We start from the raw sequence: 21,711 nt of genomic DNA on the forward strand, positions 1-21,711 counted from the left end.
AAGCAACGGCAAACGATAACAAAGCCTCTGGTTCAGTTCAGAGCGTCTGAAATACAAACTCGCGAGATAGCTGAAGAACATCAGCTTCGCTTCCAGTCACCTCTTTTTTAACGATACTAAGGTGGCCATAGCGTGAGGGCTCCACCTCTTCCCATTCCGAACAGAGAAGTTAAACCTCACCACGTCGATGATACTACGAAAGTGGGAAAGTAGATAACCGCCCCCTCTAAACCGCGGACCGGATCCTGTCACAGAAACAGCTTCCGGCCCGCTTTTTTTATATCCATTCTTCTGCAATTACTCTGCTTCGGAAAGACTCTTATCTGCTCCAAGGTGCTTATCTGCTCCAAGGCTCCGGCATTTGTCGGGCCTGATGATTTTGTAGGGGCTGAATCTCGGTTATATGTCGCTTTTTTTGTAATTTTGCAGCAAATACGTTTTAACTGACAATCATAGTTATTAAAAATCATGAAACTTACTGAACTGACAGCTATTTCGCCGGTTGACGGTCGCTATCGCGGAAAATGTGAGCGCCTGGACGAATATTTTTCTGAATATGCGCTTATCCGCTATAGGGTTAAAGTAGAAATCGAGTATTTCATAGCTCTGTGTGAACTGCCGTTGCCTGCGCTGGCTTCAGTGCCCGCTGATGTCTTCGGTAAGTTACGTGCCATCTATGAACAGTTTTCGGTTGAAGACGCTCTTCGCATCAAGGAGATCGAAAGTGTTACAAACCATGATGTGAAGGCGGTTGAATATTTCCTCAAAGAAAAATTTGATGTGCTCGGACTTGAAAAGACCAAGGAGTATATACATTTTGGCCTCACCTCGCAGGACATCAACAATACTTCGGTGCCCATGTCAATCGCTGATGCGCTCAAAGGAGTATATCGCCCGCGCATCGTAGAACTTATCGAGCATCTTGAAGAAAGAGCCGATGAGTGGTATGAAATACCCATGCTTGCCAAGACTCACGGACAGCCGGCATCGCCTACACGCCTGGGCAAGGAAATCAAAGTGTTCAGCTATCGTCTGCGCCGTCAGCTTGAAGCGCTCGATTCGGTGGCTATCTCCGGGAAATTCGGTGGAGCTACAGGCAATTTCAACGCGCATCTTTGTGCCTTCCCTGAGATTGACTGGAGGGCTTTCGGCGCTAAATTCCTGAGCGAAAAACTTGGTATCGAACGTGAGGAATATACCACGCAGATTTCCAATTATGACAATCTTGCGGCTGTGTTCGACGCTCTGGCCCGCATCAACAATATAATCCTTGATCTCGACCGTGACATGTGGATGTACATTTCAATGGAATACTTCAAGCAGAAGATCAAGGAAGGAGAAGTAGGCTCTTCGGCCATGCCTCACAAAGTAAATCCGATCGACTTTGAAAACTCAGAAGGCAATATCGGCATTGCGAATGCCGTATTCGGCCATCTTGCAACCAAACTTCCGGTTTCACGTCTGCAACGTGATCTTACCGACTCGACTGTACTGCGCAACATCGGTGTGCCTCTGGCCCATACTCTGATTGCAGTAGCGTCAACAATGAAAGGTCTCGGCAAACTGCTCCTTAACCGGGCAGCCATTGACGCCGACCTTGACAATACCTGGAGCGTTGTGGCCGAAGCCATCCAGACTGTGCTCCGCCGTGAAGGCTATCCGAAGCCTTATGAAACACTGAAGGCGCTAACCCGTACCAACAGCGCTGTGACAGCCGAAAGCATTGCCGCGTTTATCGACACTCTTGAGGTTTCGCCTGAAGTGAAGGACGAGCTTAAGAAACTCTCGCCGCACAGCTACACAGGGTATTGATTTCCCCCGACAAGCACAGTGTGGTAAAAAAAAAAATTTATAATGGATACCTCGACTAAAATACGCTTTGGCTTTATTGCCGTTCTGTGGCTGGCTCTGTGTTATCTGGTGATAGCTTCACAGCCGTTCACTCTTTGGGTGGCGTTTATAGTCATCTGTTCAGGCATAGTGGTCTGGGTTCCTCTTTATAAAAAGTATGTCAAGAATGGAAAACGAAACAGTAAAGGCTGACTATCCGCTGTTGTCAGGCATAGATTCGCCGGCCGACTTGCGCAGGTTGCCCGTTGACGAGCTGCCGAAAGTCTGTGCCGAGCTGCGTTCGTTTCTGATCAACTCGCTTGCGTCTCATCCCGGACATTTCGCATCGAGCATGGGAGCGGTAGAGTTGACCGTAGCCTTGCATTATGTGTTCAACACTCCTTATGACAGGATTGTGTGGGATGTCGGGCATCAGGCTTACGGCCATAAACTGCTGACCGGACGTCGTGACCGCTTTGAGACAAACCGAACTCTTGGCGGCCTGAGCGGTTTCCCTAATCCGAAAGAAAGCGAATATGACACCTTCACGGCCGGCCATGCCTCCAACTCTATTTCAGCTGCATTGGGTATGGCTGTGGCCAGTTCGCTCCGGAAAGATGTGCCTCCGCGCCATGTGGTGGCCGTCATCGGCGATGCCTCGATCAGCGGAGGGCTTGCATTCGAAGGGCTTAACAATGCAGCTAATTCGAATTCGAATCTGCTGATCATTCTTAATGACAACGACATGTCGATTGACAGACCTGTCGGTTCGCTCAACACCTATCTGGCTCATCTGACAGCTTCGAAGGCATATAACAATCTGCGTTACCGCTTTTCGCGTTTCCTGCGCCGCCATAAGCTTGTGACTGACTCAGGCAAAGGAATGATCATGCGTTTCAACAATAGTCTGAAGTCACTCCTGACAAAGCAGCAGAATATTTTCGAAGGCCTGAACATAAGGTATTTCGGTCCGTTTGACGGTCATGATCTCCAGACGGTGGTCAGTGTGCTTGAAGATATAAAAGATCTTCCGGGTCCGCGCATACTTCATCTCCGTACAATAAAGGGCAAAGGCTATGAACCGGCAGAAAAAGATCCGTCGACATGGCATGCACCGGGACGTTTTGACGTCGGAACCGGAGAGATACTGAAAGACGGAGCAGGGCGTCCGCCGAAATATCAGCAGGTGTTCGGCGACACGCTTGTGGAGCTGGCCCGGTCCAATGACAGGATTGTAGGCGTGACCGCGGCAATGCTGTCAGGAACTTCTATGAACAGGCTTCAGCAGGTTTTTCCGGAAAGAACCTTTGATGTAGGCATTTCCGAAGGTCATGCCGTGACATTTGCCGGAGGTCTTGCCAAGGAGGGTATGAAGCCCTATGTGGCTATCTATTCCTCTTTCATGCAGAGAGCCTTTGACCACATCATACATGACGTGGCGATAGAGGGACTCCCTGTGGTCTTCTGTCTTGACCGGGCAGGTCTGGTCGGAGAGGACGGTGCCACGCATCACGGAGTTTTTGACCTTAGTTACCTGCGGGCTATCCCCGGCATGACCATAGCTTCGCCGCGCAATCTTGACTATCTGCGCCACCTGATGCTTACCGCTCAGGATTTTGACGGGCCGATTGCAATCCGCTATCCGCGCGGAAGGGCTGAGGAGTCAGTCAAAGAGCCTATGCGGACTTTGCCGATCGGTAAAGGAGAGAAACTGCGGGACGGAAATGACATTGCGGTTCTCAGCACCGGCCCTATAGCATCTGAAGTCACTGAAGCGATCAAGAGAGCCGAGAAGGAACTGGATATCAGAGTGGCTCACTATGATATGATTTTCGTGAAACCACTTGATGCCGAAATTGTAAGTGAAATCGCAGAAAAGGGGTGTCCGGTGATCACAGTTGAAGACGGCATTTCAGAAGGCGGTCTGGGCAGTGCAGTGACAGAGATGCTGTCAGATCTTGGTTCGGCCCAGCATATCAGACGTCTCGGCGTCCCTGACAGATTCATATCACAGGGCACACCGGCTCAGCTTCACCATTTGTGTGGCTTTGACGCAGACGGGATCTTCCAGGCGATAAAGGAATCGTATATCAAAACTCAAACCGACAGCACTCCTACTGAATGAAAATAGTGATAGCAGGCTCTGGAGAGGTTGGCACCCATCTGGCTAAACTTCTTTCGAACGAGGAGCAGGATATAACTGTGGTTGACAGCGACGGCGAAAAACTCGCAATGCTCGATGCCAATTACAATCTTCTGACTTTCAGAGGATCGCCTACCTCATTCACAACGCTGAAACAGGCCGGGGTAGAGGGTTGCGATCTGTTTATCGCAGTGACTCCTTTCGAGACCCGCAACATCGTGGCCTGTGCCATAGCCAAGAGCCTTGGTGCCGAAAAGACAGTGGCCCGAATCGACAACTACGAATTCAAAGATCCGGTCAACCGGGAATTCTTCAGCCACATCGGTGCTGATGACATGATCTATCCTGAATATCTCGCAGCGATGGAAATCATTCAGGCATTGCGCCACAATTGGGTGCGCCATTGGTTTGAGCTTCATAACGGCGAGTTGATTCTCGTCGGGGTGAAACTGCGTGACAATGCGCCGTTGGTAGGAATGCAGCTCAAGGATCTCGGTGTGATGGACCATAATTTCCATGTGGCTGCCATAAAGCGAGATCATGAGACTATTATTCCAGGCGGTTTTGACAAGTTGCAGTGCAATGACATTGTATATTTCATGACCCGTCGTGATCATGTTGACTCGCTTGTGGACCTCTGCGGCAAAAAGCAGCGCAAGATACGCGATGTGCTCATAATGGGAGGCAGCCGCATTGCCATACGCCTGTGTGCGATGGCTAGCGATGAATTCAATTTCAAGATCATGGACATAGACCGAGACAGATGTCTCAGACTGTCTGAACGTTGTCCTGACGCTCATATCATCAATGCCGATGCCCGTGATACCGATGCCCTGCTTGAAGCCGGAATTTCCGACATGGATGCCTTCATTGCTTTGGCTGACAGCAGCGAGACCAATATTCTCACATGTCTTTCGGCAAAAGAGTTGGGTGTGGTGAAGACCATAGCCGAAGTTGAGAACCTGCAGTTCATCTCTGAAGCCGAGGGACTCAATATCGGAACCATAATAAATAAGAAACTGCTGGCATCGTCGAGAATTTTCCAGATGCTTCTCGACCGCGACACTTCGACCTCAAAATGTCTGGCACTCGCTGATGCGGAAGTCGCGGAAATCGTGGCCCGCGAAGGCTCGAAAATAACCCGCGGCCAGGTGAAGGACCTCCGCCTGTCGCGCGACATGACCATAGCCGGTCTTATCCGAGACGGTAAAGGACAGCTTGTGTCCGGTAATACTGTCATAGCTCCCGGCGACAGAGTGGTCGTGTTCACTCTAAACGGTCTGCTGCATAAAGTTGAAAAATTATTTAAGTAAGTCGTAAATGAGATTCAAAGACTCTGCATCGACGATCAATTTCAGGGTGCTTCTCCGTATCATCGGACTGCTTCTGATCATAGAAGGAGCATTTTTGTCAGTTCCCCTGGTTACTTCTCTGATATATCAGGAAAGAGACTGGATAAATTTCCTTTTTACTATGGGGCTTACGCTGACAGCAGGCTCTCTGATGACATTTTGCATCCGTCCGCGGAGTCAGCGCATGGCAAAACGCGAGGGCTTTCTGCTTACAGCCCTTGTGTGGGTCTTCTTCTCGATTTTCGGCATGATTCCTTTCATGCTTATGGAAAAAGACCCTCTTTCTGTTTCAGATGCTTTTTTTGAGGCAATGTCGGGATTCACCACCACCGGAGCCACTGTCATAAGCTCGATCAGCCATCTGAGCCACGGGGTTGTAATCTGGCGTAGTCTGATGCAGTGGATCGGAGGCATGGGTATCATACTTTTCACCCTTGCCGTGGTCCCGATGCTGAATCACTCAGGCGGAATGCAGATGTTCAACGCAGAGGTGACAGGGATCACACATGACAAACTGCGTCCGCGTATATCGCAGACAGCCAAAGGTCTGTGGCTTATCTATATAGTACTTACAGCAGTGCTGTTTGTCCTGCTCATCATAGGGCCGATGAATGTATTCGAAGCGCTGTGTCATTCGTTCAGCACCATGTCGACCGGAGGATTTTCTACAGCTGATGACAGCATCGAAGCATGGGATTCGGTATATATACAGATCGTGATGACTGTTTTTATGTTTCTGGGCGGTACGAGTTTTGTGTTGCTCTATCGTGCGGCTCACGGCGAATTCAAACCTATCTGGCGCAACGATGTTTTCAGGACTTACGTGGGCATAATCATAGGTTGCTATCTGCTTTTTGTAATCGCGATAATCAAAAACGGTCAGGTACATTCAGTCAAGTCGGTGACACTCGATCCGCTTTTCCAGATAATCTCGACCATAACCTCTACCGGCTATGAGATATCGGCATTCTCGTCATGGGGCACTTTTGTGCTTTCGCTTGCTTTCGCGCTGATGTTTTTCGGATCATGTGCAGGCTCGACCAGCGGCGGCGCCAAGATTGACCGTCTGATCTATCTGCTCAAAAACTGCCGCAACGAGATTGTGCGCTCTATCCACCCCAACAATATTCTCACCGTAAGAGTCAATGACCGTGTGATCCCTCACGAAACAGTGTCAAAAGTAATCGCATTCCTTTGTCTTTATGTAATGATAATAATGGTAGGCGGCATACTGCTGACAGCAATGGGGCTGCCGCTTGTCGATTCGTTTTTCTCAGCGTTCTCCTGCATAAGCAATACCGGACTCGGTGCCGGTGTCACCGGATATGGCGGATCGTATTCCGTTGTGCCTGATCTTGGCAAATGGTTGCTGGCACTGATCATGATGATAGGCCGTCTGGAACTGTTCACGGTACTGATTCTGTTTACACCTACCTTCTGGAAGAAGTGAGTCTGTGAACAATTACCATTAATATGGTATTGACAGGAAATAAGTCTGATTGTAATTTTGCATTATCAGACGTTGATAGATTTCCAACAAAATTCATATAGTATGTCAAAGATTTATAAAAACCTCACAGAGCTTATAGGCTCCACTCCGCTCATGGAAGTGAACAACATTGTCGCTTCTGAGAATCTAAAAGCGCGTATCCTTGTGAAGATCGAGTCGTTCAATCCGGGTGGTAGTGTCAAAGACCGCATCGCACTGGCCATGATTGAAGATGCCGAACGTAAAGGGATTCTGACTCCGGAGACACTGATCATAGAACCGACAAGCGGCAATACCGGCATCGGCCTTGCCTGGGTGGCATCGGTGAAAGGCTACAGACTCATACTGACAATGCCTGAAACCATGAGCATAGAGCGCCGGAATCTGCTCAAGGCGCTTGGAGCCGAAATTGTGCTTACTCCGGGAAGCGAGGGAATGAAAGGTGCCATAAGAAAGGCCGGTGAACTGAAGGAACAGAATCCGGGAGCGATCATACTCCAGCAATTTGAGAATCCCGCCAATCCGGAGGCTCACCGGAGTAGCACAGCCTTGGAAATACTGAGAGACACAGATGGCGAGGTGGATATATTTGTGGCTGGAGTTGGAACCGGAGGCACTCTCAGCGGCACTTCTGAAGTGCTGAAAGAACATAATCCGGCTATAAAAACCGTGGCCGTGGAACCGGCAAGCTCTCCGGTGCTCTCAGGCGGTAAGGCCGGTGCGCACAAAATCCAGGGCATAGGAGCGGGGTTTGTCCCCGGAAACTACAATGAATCGGTTGTTGATGAAGTCATTGCCATCCCTGACAATGAAGCCATAAAAGCATCCAGACTGCTTGCTGAGAAAGAAGGTCTGCTGGTTGGCATTTCATCAGGAGCCGCACTTGCGGGTGCTATACGTGAGGCCCGTAAGAAAGAAAACGAAGGCAAGACCATAGTGGCGATACTTCCGGATACCGGCGAACGCTATCTGTCAACAGTCCTCTATGCGTTTGACGAGTATCCACTATGATGAGAAATCAAGGTCAGAAACCTTATGCTGTAAGAAAGGGCTGCTTCCCGATTATATTTCATGGGGAAACAACCCTTTCTCTGTATTGTTTGATTTGGCTTACAGATGTCTTATTTTGCGTCGCCTACTTTATTGTAGCGGGCGTTGAGGCCTTCGATAATCTCGCTTGTGATATCAAGAGCCGGGTTGAAGTAAACGCCTGCGGCTTTGAAGAGGATTGCATCGTAGCCTTTAGATGCGTTATAGATCTTGATATAGTTTTCGATCGAGTCGTTGAGCTGGAGCTGCTGCTGTGCGAGCTCGTTTTCGGTATTGCGACTGAGATTTGCAAGATAGTTTTCTGCGTCAGACTGCATTTTCTGAAGTTTCTGCATGTCGGCATTGTAACTTGCTTCGGTCAGATAGCCGTTGCTACGGCCCTTCTGCTCGATAGCAGCTGCGAATTTCTGAATTTCAGTTGTCTTTGACTGGCGGGCACCTTCAATTTTAGAGACGGCACGCATGGATGCTTCCTGAAAATCCTTTGCCAGATTGTAGTGCGTCATCAGCGAATCTGAGTCGATGTAGCGGATGTTGATGCTCGGAGAGCTATCGCTATCGGCTGCTGCTGTCGGGGTGTTGGCATCGGCGGCGGCTTCGGTTGATGATGTGCCGTTGCAGGAAGTGGTGCTGAGGGCCATGAAACTTAGAAGCAGCGATGAAGCTGATATTGCTAACTTGTTCATGTGAAGAAAATAGGTGTATATGTACTGTATATAAATGATATTAACGTTTTTGCTTACGGTCAGCGCCGCCGTGGGCGCACCCGATACCTCTTCGGCGCAGTTCAGGAAGATCGTGAGCATGACCTGAGGGGAAACGTCCGCCTTTGACAAACAGCACTTTGATCCCCAGTGCAACTATCGCGATTCCGATGAGAACAACAGCTAAGATGACTGTGATGAACAAGGTTTTCATTGTCAATTTGGACTTTTACGATGCAAAAGTAGCAATTTGCGCGATATTTTTGCGCGTATATCAATTTTATTTTATAATTTAGTGCGGTAAATCCATAAAATTTAACACTAATTAATTACCCGATATGGAAATCAAAGATCTTCAGCCGCGCGAGGTGTTCGCGATTTTTGACGAGATCACCAAGATCCCCCGTCCTTCAAAGAAGGAAGAGAAAATCCGCCAGTATCTGCTGGATTTCGCGAAAGCCCACAATCTTGAAGTGAAAACCGACAAGGTTGGCAACGTAGTCATCACCAAGCCGGCTACTCCCGGCCATGAAAATGCTCCTACAGTCATCATGCAGGGCCACATGGATATGGTTTGCGAGTCAAATGACAAGAATTTCGATTTTGCCAACAGCCCGATCCCCGTGGTGATCGACGGCGACTGGGTGCGCACAAAGGGCACAACTCTCGGTGCTGACAACGGTATCGGTATGGCCGCAGCTCTCGCCGCTCTGATCGACGACAGCTATGAGCATGGTCCGCTCGAAGCTCTCTTTACGGTCGATGAAGAGACCGGTATGACCGGTGCCAACAATCTCGGTGAGGATATGATTTCAGGCACTATGCTTCTCAATCTCGACTCAGAGGATGATGCCGAGATCTTTGTGGGATGTGCCGGAGGTGTTGATACCCAGGCTTTCTTCACTTACAACCGCTCGTTCGCTCCGACTGATTTCATGTATTTCAAGATAAATGTCGAAGGCCTCAACGGCGGCCATTCAGGCGGTGACATTCATCTTGGCCGCGCCAACGCCAACAAGCTCCTTGCCCGCTTCCTTTTCATGCTTTCAGGCAAGCATGAGGTTGTGGTTTCTGAAATTGATGGCGGCAATCTGCGCAACGCCATTCCGCGTGCCGCACATGCAGTGATCGGTGTCCACACTTCACGTAAGGAAGAAGTGCGTACCATGCTCAACCACTATATCGCTGATCTGGAAAACGAGTATCAGGGCGTGGAACCCGGTCTCAAGATTACAATGGAAAGTGTCGACACCCCCGAATTCACCATTGACCAGCAGACATCGCTCAATCTTATCCGCGCGGTCTATGGCGCTCCCCACGGAGTGGTTTCCATGAGCCGTGAACTCGAAGGCCTTGTCGAAACCTCGACCAACCTCGCATCAGTGAAGATGGCTCCTGACAATACAATCGTGGTGACCACCAGTCAGCGCAGCTCTGTAGAGTCACGCAAATGGGACATCGCCCGTCAGGTTGAGGCAGTCTTCCTGCTCGCAGGCGCACGTGTAGAACATGGCGACGGCTATCCCGGATGGCAGCCCAATCTCGAATCGCCGATCATGAAGATTTCACGCGACGCCTATAAGGAGCTTTATGGAGTTGAACCTGCCATCAAGGCCATTCATGCCGGTCTGGAATGCGGTCTGTTCCTCACCAAGTATCCTTACCTCGACATGGTTTCATTCGGCCCGACACTGCGCGATGTGCATTCTCCTTCCGAGAGCATGTACATTCCGGCTGTAGAACGTTTCTGGGGTCAGCTCAAGCGGACCCTTGAAAAGGTAGGCGAACTCAAGAAGTAATACGGGCTGCATTTCTGATGACAGCAGTCAGACGTTACTTATAATATAAGGTGGCATCTCCTCCGCCTGCTCCAGGCGGAGGAGGCCACTATTCTTTCTCCTTACGGAGCGCCGTGAAGGCGTGGTTTTCTATGAATGACTCAGAGGTTGTTTTAAAAAACCTCTAAACTTTTACGCTTCTGAAGCGTCTATAATATCAGTGTGTCTTTCATTCCTTTCTGACACGCTTTAGCTAAGGGCCGCGCCGGAGGGTGCTGCCGATGTTTCATCAATTCATTTTTTCATGTCACGACGATTAATTCTCTTTTCGCTCTCCATTCTCCTCTCGTCGCTTCTATTTTCAATGACCGACAACAGTTCGCAGCATCAAGCCGCTGACTCTCTGACGGCCGTTACACAGGGATGCGATCTGATGATGCTCCCTACCGACACTATTCTGACACTGACCGAAGCCGATTTCGAAGAAGTGGCCGCGGAGCTCGGAGTCGAGGTAGCAGCCATCAAGGCTGTGGTCGAGATCGAAGCCGGGCGCACACACGAAGGCTTTGCTTCTCCAGGCAAACCGCTGATCAATTTTGATCTCTCAATGTTTCGCCGTTTCGCCACAAGGCGCGGTGTGAATCTTTCGAAATACAGCAAATCACATTCTGTTGTGTTCGCGTCGTCACGCGGATCGCAGTCTCGTGCCCACAAGAGGCTGGAGGCCGCCAAATCGATCAATCATAATGCCGCTGTGGAAGGTACTTTCTGGGGTATGTTTCAGATTGGCGGTTTCAATTGGAAAAAATGCGGGGCCGAAAGCCTTGATGACTTTGTCTGCCGCATGTCACGGTCAGAGCGTGACCAGCTTGACATGTTTGCCAGTTTCATCAGTACAACCGGACTTGTGAAACACTTGAAGACCAAAAACTGGGCTGCATTTGCCCGCGGCTACAATGGCCCCGGATATGCCAAACGCGCCTATCACACCCGTATGGCCCAAGCCTACAGCCGTCACAGCAAATAAGATGGACTATTGTCAGAAAAGTGCTTCTGGCACACACGCATTCATTCTCTAACCCGTTTTTTTCTGACAATGCAGCATGAAATCAGCCGGATGCAGTGCGTCCGGCTGATTTTCGCAGTGATCATGCGTGGAGTGTGTGCCCTGACATAGCGCTTACGGCTGAAAGAGATGCGCCCTTGGATCTGTGAAAAGACCCAAGGGCGCATCAGATGGTGTTTCTTATGCCGTCAGTGCGGTGAGACCGGGCGATCAGTCAGCACACTTGGCTTTGATGAATTCGCGGTTGAGGCGGGCGATGTTGCTCAGAGGAACGTTCTTGGGACATTCGGCTGCGCAGGCACCGGTGTTGGTACAGTTGCCGAATCCGAGTTCGTCCATCTTGTTGACCATTGCGCGCGCGCGGCGGGCACGTTCAACCTGACCCTGGGGCAGGAGTGCGAACTGGCTTACCTTTGCGCTGACGAAGAGCATGGCCGAGCCGTTCTTGCAGGCAGCCACGCAGGCGCCGCAGCCGATGCAGGTAGCGGAGTCCATAGCGATGTCAGCCACTTCCTTAGAGATGGGGAGGCTGTTGGCGTCAGGAGCTCCGCCGCAGTTGAACGAAACGTAGCCGCCGGCCTGCTGGATCTGGTCGAATGCGTTGCGGTTGACCATGAGGTCACGCACAACGGGGAATGCGGCCGAGCGCCAGGGTTCGATGGTGATGGTGTCCTCGTTGTTAAATTTGCGCATGTGGAGCTGGCAGGTGGTGATTCCCTGAACGGGGCCGTGGGGGTGTCCGTTGATGTAGAGAGAACACATGCCGCAGATACCTTCGCGACAGTCGCTGTCAAAAACTACGGGCTCTTCGTTGCGGTCGATGAGCTGCTGGTTGAGCATGTCGAGCATTTCAAGGAAAGAGCTTCCGGTTGAGACGTTCTCCACGCGGTAGGTCTGGAATGAACCCGGCTCTTTGGGACCACGCTGACGCCAAATCTTGAGGTTTACATTTATAGTATGTTCCATTTTACTTACAATGTTTTGGTGTGGGGAGGATTATGATTTGTAGTTACGGGTCTGAACCTTGATCTCGGTGTAGTTGAGGGGTTCTTTGAGAAGCACGGGCTTTTCGTTGTCGCCGGTGTATTTCCAGCAGCTGACATACATATAGTCCTTGTCGTTACGAGCGGCTTCGCCGTCGGCGAGCTGATATTCCTCGCGGAAGTGAGCGCCGCATGATTCGTTGCGGTTGAGGGCGTCGATAGCCATCATCTTGGCAATTACAAGGAAGTCCTCCAGGCGGAGAGCCTTTTCGAGTTCGGTGTTGAGATCATCGGCACGGCCTACGATGCGCAGGTCAGAGTAGAATTCCTTGCGAACTTCTTCGATCTCGTCAAGAGCTTTGACGAGGCTCTGGAGTGTGCGGCCCATACCTACGAGATCCCACATCACATGGCCCAGTCGCTTGTGGATCTGGTCGGGTGACTTGGTACCCTTGATGGCCATGAGTTTGTCGATGCGGGTGCGGACTGCCTTTTCTGCTTCGTCAAATTCCTTGGCATCGGTAGTGAAGTGGGGCACCTTGATTTGATCGCTCAGATAGTTCTGCATAGTGTAGGGGAGCACGAAGTAGCCGTCGGCAAGGCCCTGCATGAGGGCTGATGCGCCGAGACGGTTTGCGCCGTGGTCAGAGAAGTTACATTCGCCGATTGCGAAGAGACCCTTGACGGAAGTCTGCAGTTCATAGTCTACCCAGATACCGCCCATTGTGTAGTGGCTTGCGGGGAAGATCATCATCGGGGTTTCGTAGGGATTGTCATCAGAGATCATCTGATACATGTCGAAGAGGTTTCCGTAGCGGTCGCGGACCACGTCTTCGCCCAGACGGTTGATGGCATACTTGAAGTCGAGATATACGGCGTTGCCTGTACCTACACCGAAGCCGGCGTCGCAGCGTTCCTTGGCGGCACGGCTGGCGATGTCACGGGGGCAGAGGTTACCGAATGCCGGATAGCGGCGTTCGAGATAGAAGTCGCGGTCTTCGTCGGGGATATCGGTGGGCTTTTTCTTGCCGGCGCGGATGGCTTCGGCGTCTTCTTTCTTTTTGGGAACCCAGATGCGGCCGTCGTTACGGAGCGATTCGCTCATGAGGGTCAGTTTAGACTGATCTTCGCCGTGGACGGGGATACAGGTGGGGTGGATCTGGGTGAAGGCGAGGTTGGCGAGGTAGGCACCCTTCTTGAAAGCCTGGACAGCGGCCGAGCCGTTGCAGCCCATAGCGTTTGTTGAGAGGAAGAATGCACGGCCGTAGCCGCCGGTGGCGAGTACTACTGCGTGGGCTGCGTAGCGTTCGATCTCGCCGGTGACGAGGTTGCGGACGATGATACCGCGGGCGCGGCCGTCGATGATAACCACGTCAAGCATTTCGCGGCGGTTGAACGACTTCACTGTGCCTTTCTTGATCTGGCGGTTGAGTGAGGCGTAGGCACCGAGAAGGAGCTGCTGGCCGGTCTGGCCTTTGGCGTAGAATGTACGTGAAACCTGTGCGCCGCCAAACGAGCGGTTGGCGAGCAGACCTCCGTATTCGCGGGCGAAAGGAACGCCCTGTGCCACACACTGGTCGATGATGTTGTTTGACACTTCGGCAAGACGGTAGACGTTGGCTTCGCGTGAACGGAAGTCGCCGCCCTTGATAGTGTCATAGAAGAGGCGATAGATGGAGTCGCCGTCGTTCTGATAGTCTTTTGCTGCATTGATACCGCCCTGGGCTGCGATGGAGTGGGCGCGGCGGGGTGAGTCCTGGATGCAGAAGTTGAGCACGTTGAAACCGAGTTCGCCGAGGGTCGAGGCGGCAGAGGCGCCTGCCAGACCGGTGCCGACCACGATCACGTCGAGGTTGCGCTTGTTGGCGGGGTTGACGAGTTTCTGATGTGCCTTATAGTTTGTCCATTTCTGGGCGAGGGGCCCTTCGGGGATCTTGGAGTCGATCTGATATTCAGGTAAGGCTGAGGATTCGATGTCGGCGTAATCCTTCATGATGGGGGTAGAGTCAATCATGCCCTCAAGGTTTTTGATGTCTGCCATATCTGTGTTGTGATATTATTTACGGAATAAGATTAAAAACATCCGTTGCTGGCACGGATTGTGAACACGATTGCCTGGATGATGAAGAGGATGACAACGATCGAGGTCCACCAGCAGCCGATTGTCTTGAGGCGGGGGAGCCAGGTGTCATTGTCCCAGCCGCAGCTCTGGAACATTGACCAGAAGCCGTGGTTCATGTGGAACCAGAGAGCGATGAAGCCGATGATGTAGATGATCGGAGTCCAGATGCAGCTGAATGCCACATTGATGAAGTACATGCCGTTCTGAGGATCGGGTTCATGGATGCCCATGATTTCGGCGAGCTGCATTTTTGCCCAGAACTGGATGAGATGGACAACGAGGAATGCGAGGATCACGATACCGAGCACGAGCATGTTCTGCGATGCCCATTCAACCTGAGCGGGTTTGCGAACCACGTCGTAGCGGTCGTTGCCACGGGCCTTGCGGTTCTGAAGGGTCAGCCATACGGCATAACAGATGTGAATGATGAAGAGCACGGCGAGACCCATTGAGGCAACCAGTGCATACCAGTTGGCGCCAAGGAATGCGCAGACTGCGTTATAACCGTCGGGCCAGAAGATAGCCACACCGTTCATCAGACAGTGAAACGTGACAAATAGGACAAGGCATAAGCCCGTGAGAGCCATCACGAACTTCCTCCCTATAGATGAGCAAGTTAACCACATAGTAGTTTAAAAATGGATTAAAGTTATTTAAATGAATTAAGAAATTGATGCTATTGAACTGTTTTATAGCGCAAAGTTACGTCAAAACATCGGGCTTTACAAGAATTAAAGAAAAATTTCTTTAACCGGATGTAAGAAAGATTAACATTTTTCGAACCGTCATGTGATAATGAATCATTTTTTAAGACACCCTCTTAATATACAAGGTGTAGACCTTAGGGATGCATAAAGCTGACAGTGGACCCAGGTCTGGTAATATATTTGCACATTTTTTGAAAATATAGGGAATAATGTGTATTTTTGCTGTGTCTTAAGCACACAAATTCCATGATGATCATTTATCGCATTTATCAGATTCTGATAATGATTCCTTTGCTTGCGGTGGCCACTGTCATTGCAGCCGTGATCACGGTGACCGGTTCGGCGCTTGGTTTCGGGCGCTGGTGGGGCTACTATCCTCAGGTCCTATGGGCCAGACTTTTCTGCTGGCTTTCCTTTGTCAGAGTTACTGTCAGAGGACGGGAGAATATCGACCCGAAAGTAAGCTACGTTTTCGTGGCAAACCATCAGGGAGCATATGACATTTTTACCGTCTACGGTTATCTCGGCCATAATTTCCGCTGGATGATGAAGCAGAGTCTGCGCAAAATTCCCTTTGTAGGCTGGGCATGCGCCTGGTCGCAGCAGATCTTTGTCGACAATTCCTCGGCATCAGCCACACGCCGCACCATGCAGCAGGCCGAACGCCAGTTGAGCGGAGGCATGTCACTTGTGGTCTTTCCCGAAGGCGCGCGCTCATGGACCGGCGAGATGGCCCGTTTCAAGAAAGGAGCTTTCCGCCTGGCCATCGAGTTCAATCTACCGGTGGTGCCATTGACAATCGACGGCGCCTTTGATGTGCTGCCGCGTTTCAAGAAAATGCCGGTGCCCGGCCATATCTGCCTGACGATCCACAAACCCATTCATCCTTCTGCCGACGGCCATGACCAGGTCCGTCTGATGGAAGAGTCTTACCGTGAAATAGAAAGCGGTCTGCGCAAAGGCGGCAAAGGCTGAACCAATCTGTGGGCTGAAACGTTTTAAATGTCGGTGGGTGAGTGAGCCGGCCGGCATTAATTTTGCCCTTTTGCAAGGCGCGGAATTGACAAATTGTCAGTCGCAACTGACACAGATGAAGACTGGCACGGTTTATGCTCCATCTGATAGACGTGAAAGCAGTCTTATATACCTTAAATATATATAAAGAGTGCGCATAAAGACAGAAACAATAATAATTAACCAAATAACTAATATTAGGAACTTATGAATATCAAACCATTAGCTGACAGAGTGCTCATCACCCCCACTCCTGCAGAAGAAGTCACCGCCGCAGGCATCATCATTCCTGACACCGCCAAGGAAAAGCCTCTCCGCGGCACCGTGGTTGCTACCGGCAACGGCACTAAGGACGAAGAAATGGTTGTAAAGGCCGGCGATGAAGTCCTTTTCGGAAAATATGCAGGTTCTGAGGTGGAACTCGAAGGTACCAAATATCTCATCATGCGTCAGAGCGACATTCTGGCTGTTCTTGAGAAATAATCATCAATTCTGAAACGCATAAAAAACGCATAAAAATGGCTAAAGAAATAAAATTCGACATAAAGGCTCGCGAAGAGCTTAAGAAAGGCGTTGACGCTCTGGCCGACGCAGTGAAAGTGACCCTCGGACCGAAAGGCCGTAACGTGATCATCGAAAAGAAATTCGGTGCTCCCCACATTACAAAGGACGGAGTCAGTGTGGCACGCGAAGTTGAACTCGAAGATCCCTTCCAGAACATGGGCGCACAGCTCGTCAAGGAGGTGGCTTCAAAGACCGGCGACGATGCCGGCGACGGCACTACAACCGCTACAGTGCTTGCCCAGGCAATCATCAACGTTGGTCTCAAGAATGTGGCTGCCGGTGCTAACCCGATGGACATCAAACGCGGTATTGATCGTGCGGTAGCCGTGGTGGTTGAAGGCATCAAGGCCCAGAGCCAGGAAGTAGGCGATGACTTCAAGAAGATTGAAGACGTGGCCCGTATCTCTGCCAACAACGACGAAGCCATCGGCCATCTCATCGCCGAGGCTATGAAGAAAGTCAAGAAAGAAGGTGTCATCACCGTTGATGAAGCCAAAGGAACTGAAACCACCGTTGACATTGTGGAAGGTATGCAGTTTGACCGCGGCTACATTTCTCCCTACTTCGTGACCAACACCGAGAAGATGGAGTGTGTGATGGAAAGCCCCTACATCCTTATCTATGACAAGAAAATCTCCAACATCAAGGATATCCTTCCCGTGCTTGAAGCTACCGCCCAGTCTGGCCGCGGTCTGCTGATCATCTCCGAAGATGTAGATCAGGAAGCTCTTGCAACCCTCGTAGTGAACCGTCTGCGCGGATCTCTGAAAGTGTGCGCTGTCAAGGCTCCCGGCTTCGGTGACCGCCGTAAGGAAATGCTTGAGGACATCGCAGTGCTCACCGGCGGCGTTGTCATCTCTGAAGAAAAAGGCATGCAGCTTGCCACCGCCACCATCGACCAGCTCGGCCGTGCCGAAAAGATCACTGTCAACAAGGAGAACACCACTATTGTCAACGGTGCCGGCAACAAGGAAGCTATCGCAGGCCGTGTGGCTCAGATCAAGGCCCAGATCGAGCAGACCACAAGCGATTATGACCGCGAAAAACTCCAGGAACGTCTCGCCAAGCTCGCAGGCGGTGTTGCCGTTCTCCATATAGGCGCTCCCAGCGAAGTAGAGATGAAGGAGAAGAAAGACCGCGTTGACGATGCTCTTTCTGCAACCCGTGCGGCTATCGCCGAAGGCATTGTCCCCGGTGGCGGTGTGGCCTACATCCGTTGCGTGAAGTCTCTTGAAAACCTCAAGGGTGCCAATGACGATGAGACCACCGGTATCAACATCGTGCTTCGCGCCATCGAAGAACCCCTCCGCCAGATCGTGGCCAATGCCGGTGAAGAAGGCGCAGTAGTGGTTCAGAAGGTCAAGGACGGCGAAGGTGACTATGGCTACAATGCCCGTACCGATACTTACGAGAATCTTCTCGCAGCCGGTGTCATCGACCCTGCCAAGGTAACCCGTGTGGCCCTTGAAAACGCTGCATCGATCGCCGGAATGTTCCTCACCACCTCATGCGTGATCGCTGACAAGAAGGAAGACAATCCCGCACCCGCAATGCCCGCACCCGGTATGGGCGGCATGGGCGGCATGATGTAAAAATCAGCATCCCCTCTGACAATATAAGAAAACAGTATATTGCAAGCCTTTTCAGCAGTCGTCCGGCTCTTTTTCCCGGACGGCTGCTTTGGCTGTTTGGGGGATTATTCGTACTTTTGCCGGAAAGATTATATCCAATCAGAATTATGAACAAAACTATCACATCAATGCTCGCAGCCGCTATGCTGGCCGTGAGCGCGTGTTCGCTGAACGCACAGCCTAATTTCACACTGACACTCCCTGTGCCGGCAGACAATAATAACAGCATGGCCTACCTGATCAACTGGGACAGTAGCCAGAAGATTGATTCAGTACTCGTCACTGACGGAGTAGTGAAATTTGCAGGAAATGTCGATGCGCCTTTCATTGGCACCGTAAGTGTCAACGGCGGCCGTGGCCCTGTTGTCATCATCGAACCTGGCGACATTGTTCTTTCAGAGTCAATGCAGGCATCAGGAACACCTCTCAATGACAAACTTGAAAGCTACATGAAGCGCCGCAACGAGATCGTGCAGGAATTCCGCACGCTTGACCAGAACGATTCTATCCAGATGGAAAAGGCCAAAGTTCTGGAGAAGGAATACAACCAGATCTCTCAGAAAGCCTATGTCGAGAATGCAGGAAACCCCGTGGGGCTCTTCTGGTTTCTTCAGGATGCCTATGAGATGGACCTCGCCGGTATAGACGCGGCAATCGCAAAAGATCCGGCACTTGGAGCGTCAAAGCGCCTCGAATCGCTGCGCACATCTCTCCAGGCAAAAGCCGAAACTTCGGAAGGAAAGCACTATAAGGACTTCACCGTGAGCTATAACGGCAAGGAAGAAAAGCTCAGTGACTACGTGAAACCCGGCCGTTTCACGCTGGTTGACTTCTGGGCAAGCTGGTGCGGTCCGTGCATCCGCCAGACCAAGGTCATCAAGGAACTCTACGCCAAGTATAAAGACAAAGGTCTTGATGTTGTGGGCGTGGCCGTATGGGATGAGTCTGACAATACATTCAAGGCCATCAAGCAGCACGATCTCCAGTGGCCCTGCATTGTCAACGCACAGACAGTTCCAACCGATCTCTATGGCATTTCCGGTATCCCCTGCATCATCCTGATCAATCCGGAAGGCATCATCGTTTCGCGCGACAAGATGAGCCAGGAGCTTATCGACGCCGTTGACAGCGCTATGGCAGGTTTCGAGCCTCAGGCCGCAGCCGCTGTGTCAGCCGATAAGGATACAGCTGCAGTCAAAGCAACCGACGTTATATTCTGATACTCGGTTAATTTTGAATAGTTACTTATTATGACAGACAGAGATCTTAAGGATCTACTTGATACAGAGGCGGCGAGAATCAACTCGCCGTCTTTTATTGGTGATGATCCTGTACAGTTCCCGCGCAGGTTTTCAGACCTGCGTGACATAGAGATTGCCTCCTTGCTCACATCGGGCATCGCCTGGGGCAACCGCAAGATGATATGCCGCGACTGCGACAAATTGCTGGCCATGATGGACAACAGCCCATACCGGTTCATGATTGACAAGGCCTATGAATCGCTGCCTGACGAAGTCAATGTCCACCGCACATTTTTCATTCGCCATCTCAAGCACTATCTGCGTGGTCTGCGCGAAATTTATTCCCGACACGGCACTTTGCAGGACTTTGCGCGTCATGAGCATGTGGCCTCTTCCGAAACTCCTGCCTGGGCGCTTGTCGCGGGCATAAACCGAGAACTTGCCGCGGCCGAACCCGGAAAATCTGATCTTGCCTCGCGCTGTCTGCCGCAGAATCTGACCACATCTGCGCTGAAGCGTGTCAACATGGCCCTGCGCTGGCTTGTCAGAAATGACGGCATAGTCGACCTCGGAGTCTGGGATGTGATTGAACCCTCGCAGCTCTACATCCCGCTTGACGTCCATGTCGGAGACATCTCGCGCGAACTTGGTCTGCTGACACGCAAGGCCAATGACCGCAAGGCTGTCAATGAAGTCACAGCCCACCTGCGCCGGTTCAACCCCTCTGACCCTACCGTCTATGACTTCGCCCTCTTCGGCATCGGTATGAAACTCTAATGTGTCGGTCTTAAACAATATCTAAGGATAGATCACTCGGCAATAGATACAGCCGGTTGCTTCTCAGCAGCCGGTTTTTGCAATTTATAAGGTCTATTTTGCCGACAGGAGACCGGAAAGATTAGATTTGTTTCTTATTTCCATAATTCATTTTTCCCTATGAGTTGCGGGCAAAGCTTATTTAGAATTTGTATTACAGGCCAAAGTGTAGAGGTAGTGAGTATGAGAATTATTATTCCGCCCGAAACTCCAGGTTGTCCAAATAAATTTGTGTAACAAATCAGATATATGGTCAGGATAATTTCATGCATTCCAAGAACGATGTATGAATTAACTCCGTAAAAATGCAAGAATCTCAAAAATGGGAGTTTATAGGAATACTTTAGAAGATAGATCATTAATAATATGAAAGCAAAAATTTCGGCATAAGAAACTAAGGCTCCAAGGAAGTGGTTCAGGTTATATGCCGATTTGATAAACCAGCAGAGTATGAATACAGTCAGCCCGCAAAGTCCAAGTTGTCGCGATGTCTTTATACCGTGCTCCACATCAATCAGTGATAAGATATGCCGTCCGGTCAGGTATCCCATTGAATAAAATATGAAATACGGCATACAGCGGCTGATCATAAATGGTGCTTTTACATCGTAGAAATAGAAGACTCCGAATAGAGATATTAATAGTGCTGAAATTCCGATTGCAACTCGTTTTAGGTTGGCTTTAACGAGAAAGTATATTAAAAACTGTTGGTTGATCAGAGCGCATATGAACCATAATGGCGGATTGACAGGAAACGACTCTGTAGATTTATAGAGCCTGAAAATACCCCAAAAGCATGAAAAATCGAAACTTGACAACGGATTATGTATGCTCCATTGCAATATAAGATAGATGTAATATACCACATAAAAGAATGCGAACGGAATTAGAAGAGTGTTGATTTTCTTTTTTATAAATTCCAGTAAAGGATATGGCTTGAAAAAAATGCCTGACAAAAAGAAAAACATAGGCATTGTGGGTGGATAATCAACGAATTCTGGATGAGAGGTATGATACCACACTACCCATAAAATAGTAAGTCCTTTGAGATAATCTATATAGTCAATTCGTTTTTTCTGTGCCATGATGGTTTAGAGTCAAGTATTTTCAGTTCAGGAAATTAAGAGGTTGTTTTTACCTCTGAGATATATGATTGGTCTGCGTTAGATAAAACGTGTGTTACACCATAAAAATTGCCCGCAGACCGAATTGTTATTCCGT

The 21,711-nt window shown here is 50.3% G+C and carries 19 protein-coding genes and 1 rRNA gene; 14 read left to right on the forward strand and 6 right to left on the reverse strand.

What is annotated here, in order from left to right; translation table 11 throughout:
- Positions 1 to 117 precede the first annotated feature (117 nt).
- The 7 genes from rrf to cysK all read left to right on the forward strand — a co-directional run bounded on the left by rrf (position 118) and on the right by cysK (position 7,825).
- Positions 118 to 226 (forward strand): 5S ribosomal RNA (gene rrf / locus FDZ78_RS10290).
- Between the two features lie 242 nt (positions 227 to 468).
- The gene (gene purB, locus FDZ78_RS10295; RefSeq protein ID WP_136408501.1) at positions 469 to 1,812 is read left to right on the forward strand and encodes an adenylosuccinate lyase; all 1,344 of its coding nucleotides are present in this window, start codon (positions 469 to 471) and stop codon (positions 1,810 to 1,812) included.
- 42 nt (positions 1,813 to 1,854) lie between these two features.
- On the forward strand, positions 1,855 to 2,043 hold the full coding sequence (locus FDZ78_RS10300) for a hypothetical protein (protein WP_107032016.1): 189 nt from the start codon (positions 1,855 to 1,857) through the stop codon (positions 2,041 to 2,043).
- Positions 2,018 to 3,955: a 1-deoxy-D-xylulose-5-phosphate synthase gene (dxs, locus tag FDZ78_RS10305; protein ID WP_136408502.1), complete on the forward strand. Its 1,938-nt coding sequence runs from the start codon at positions 2,018 to 2,020 to the stop codon at positions 3,953 to 3,955. Before FDZ78_RS10300 ends, dxs begins: the two co-directional genes overlap by 26 nt.
- The gene (gene trkA / locus FDZ78_RS10310) at positions 3,952 to 5,286 is read left to right on the forward strand and encodes a Trk system potassium transporter TrkA (RefSeq protein WP_136408503.1); all 1,335 of its coding nucleotides are present in this window, start codon (positions 3,952 to 3,954) and stop codon (positions 5,284 to 5,286) included. The genes dxs and trkA overlap by 4 nt, the downstream gene beginning before the upstream one ends.
- Positions 5,287 to 5,293: 7 nt before the next feature.
- The gene (locus FDZ78_RS10315) at positions 5,294 to 6,775 is read left to right on the forward strand and encodes a TrkH family potassium uptake protein (RefSeq protein WP_136408504.1); all 1,482 of its coding nucleotides are present in this window, start codon (positions 5,294 to 5,296) and stop codon (positions 6,773 to 6,775) included.
- A gap of 102 nt (positions 6,776 to 6,877) precedes the next feature.
- Positions 6,878 to 7,825: a cysteine synthase A gene (cysK, locus tag FDZ78_RS10320; protein WP_136408505.1), complete on the forward strand. Its 948-nt coding sequence runs from the start codon at positions 6,878 to 6,880 to the stop codon at positions 7,823 to 7,825.
- Between the two features lie 110 nt (positions 7,826 to 7,935).
- Here the strand turns inward: cysK and FDZ78_RS10325 are convergent, their stop codons facing one another.
- Positions 7,936 to 8,550 (reverse strand): OmpH family outer membrane protein, encoded by a 615-nt coding sequence (locus tag FDZ78_RS10325; RefSeq protein ID WP_160630581.1) that lies wholly within the window; start codon positions 8,548 to 8,550, stop codon positions 7,936 to 7,938.
- A 40-nt stretch (positions 8,551 to 8,590) separates the two neighbouring features.
- Positions 8,591 to 8,782, reverse strand: coding sequence for a hypothetical protein (locus FDZ78_RS14665; RefSeq protein WP_160630580.1), 192 nt, complete (start codon positions 8,780 to 8,782; stop codon positions 8,591 to 8,593).
- 124 nt (positions 8,783 to 8,906) lie between these two features.
- Between FDZ78_RS14665 and FDZ78_RS10330 the strand changes: the two genes are divergently transcribed.
- Positions 8,907 to 10,367 (forward strand): aminoacyl-histidine dipeptidase, encoded by a 1,461-nt coding sequence (locus FDZ78_RS10330; protein ID WP_136408507.1) that lies wholly within the window; start codon positions 8,907 to 8,909, stop codon positions 10,365 to 10,367.
- Between the two features lie 283 nt (positions 10,368 to 10,650).
- A complete protein-coding gene (locus tag FDZ78_RS10335) occupies positions 10,651 to 11,373 on the forward strand; it encodes an N-acetylmuramidase family protein (RefSeq protein ID WP_123398306.1) in 723 nt (240 codons plus the stop codon).
- 249 nt (positions 11,374 to 11,622) lie between these two features.
- Here the strand turns inward: FDZ78_RS10335 and FDZ78_RS10340 are convergent, their stop codons facing one another.
- The 3 genes from FDZ78_RS10340 to FDZ78_RS10350 form a co-directional block, all read right to left on the reverse strand.
- Positions 11,623 to 12,378 (reverse strand): succinate dehydrogenase/fumarate reductase iron-sulfur subunit, encoded by a 756-nt coding sequence (locus FDZ78_RS10340; RefSeq protein ID WP_123398307.1) that lies wholly within the window; start codon positions 12,376 to 12,378, stop codon positions 11,623 to 11,625.
- Positions 12,379 to 12,408: 30 nt separating this feature from the next.
- Positions 12,409 to 14,388 (reverse strand): fumarate reductase/succinate dehydrogenase flavoprotein subunit, encoded by a 1,980-nt coding sequence (locus FDZ78_RS10345; RefSeq protein ID WP_107032022.1) that lies wholly within the window; start codon positions 14,386 to 14,388, stop codon positions 12,409 to 12,411.
- 80 nt (positions 14,389 to 14,468) lie between these two features.
- Positions 14,469 to 15,143, reverse strand: coding sequence for a succinate dehydrogenase cytochrome b subunit (locus FDZ78_RS10350; RefSeq protein WP_107032006.1), 675 nt, complete (start codon positions 15,141 to 15,143; stop codon positions 14,469 to 14,471).
- Between the two features lie 327 nt (positions 15,144 to 15,470).
- On the opposite strand from FDZ78_RS10350, the gene FDZ78_RS10355 reads away from it, so the two are divergent.
- From FDZ78_RS10355 to FDZ78_RS10375, 5 genes are all read left to right on the forward strand, one after another.
- Positions 15,471 to 16,199 (forward strand): lysophospholipid acyltransferase family protein, encoded by a 729-nt coding sequence (locus FDZ78_RS10355; RefSeq protein WP_123398357.1) that lies wholly within the window; start codon positions 15,471 to 15,473, stop codon positions 16,197 to 16,199.
- Positions 16,200 to 16,445: 246 nt separating this feature from the next.
- Positions 16,446 to 16,721, forward strand: coding sequence for a co-chaperone GroES (locus tag FDZ78_RS10360; RefSeq protein WP_107032004.1), 276 nt, complete (start codon positions 16,446 to 16,448; stop codon positions 16,719 to 16,721).
- 35 nt (positions 16,722 to 16,756) lie between these two features.
- Positions 16,757 to 18,394, forward strand: coding sequence for a chaperonin GroEL (gene groL / locus FDZ78_RS10365; RefSeq protein WP_107032003.1), 1,638 nt, complete (start codon positions 16,757 to 16,759; stop codon positions 18,392 to 18,394).
- Between the two features lie 146 nt (positions 18,395 to 18,540).
- A complete protein-coding gene (locus tag FDZ78_RS10370; RefSeq protein WP_136408508.1) occupies positions 18,541 to 19,653 on the forward strand; it encodes a TlpA disulfide reductase family protein in 1,113 nt (370 codons plus the stop codon).
- Between the two features lie 30 nt (positions 19,654 to 19,683).
- Positions 19,684 to 20,451, forward strand: coding sequence for a TIGR02757 family protein (locus FDZ78_RS10375; RefSeq protein WP_136408509.1), 768 nt, complete (start codon positions 19,684 to 19,686; stop codon positions 20,449 to 20,451).
- Between the two features lie 134 nt (positions 20,452 to 20,585).
- On the opposite strand, the gene FDZ78_RS10380 is transcribed toward FDZ78_RS10375, so the two are convergent.
- Positions 20,586 to 21,575 (reverse strand): acyltransferase family protein, encoded by a 990-nt coding sequence (locus FDZ78_RS10380; RefSeq protein ID WP_107032000.1) that lies wholly within the window; start codon positions 21,573 to 21,575, stop codon positions 20,586 to 20,588.
- Positions 21,576 to 21,711 lie beyond the last annotated feature (136 nt).

The organism is Duncaniella sp. B8 (genome assembly GCF_005304985.1).
GTDB classification, from domain to species: domain Bacteria; phylum Bacteroidota; class Bacteroidia; order Bacteroidales; family Muribaculaceae; genus Duncaniella; species Duncaniella muris.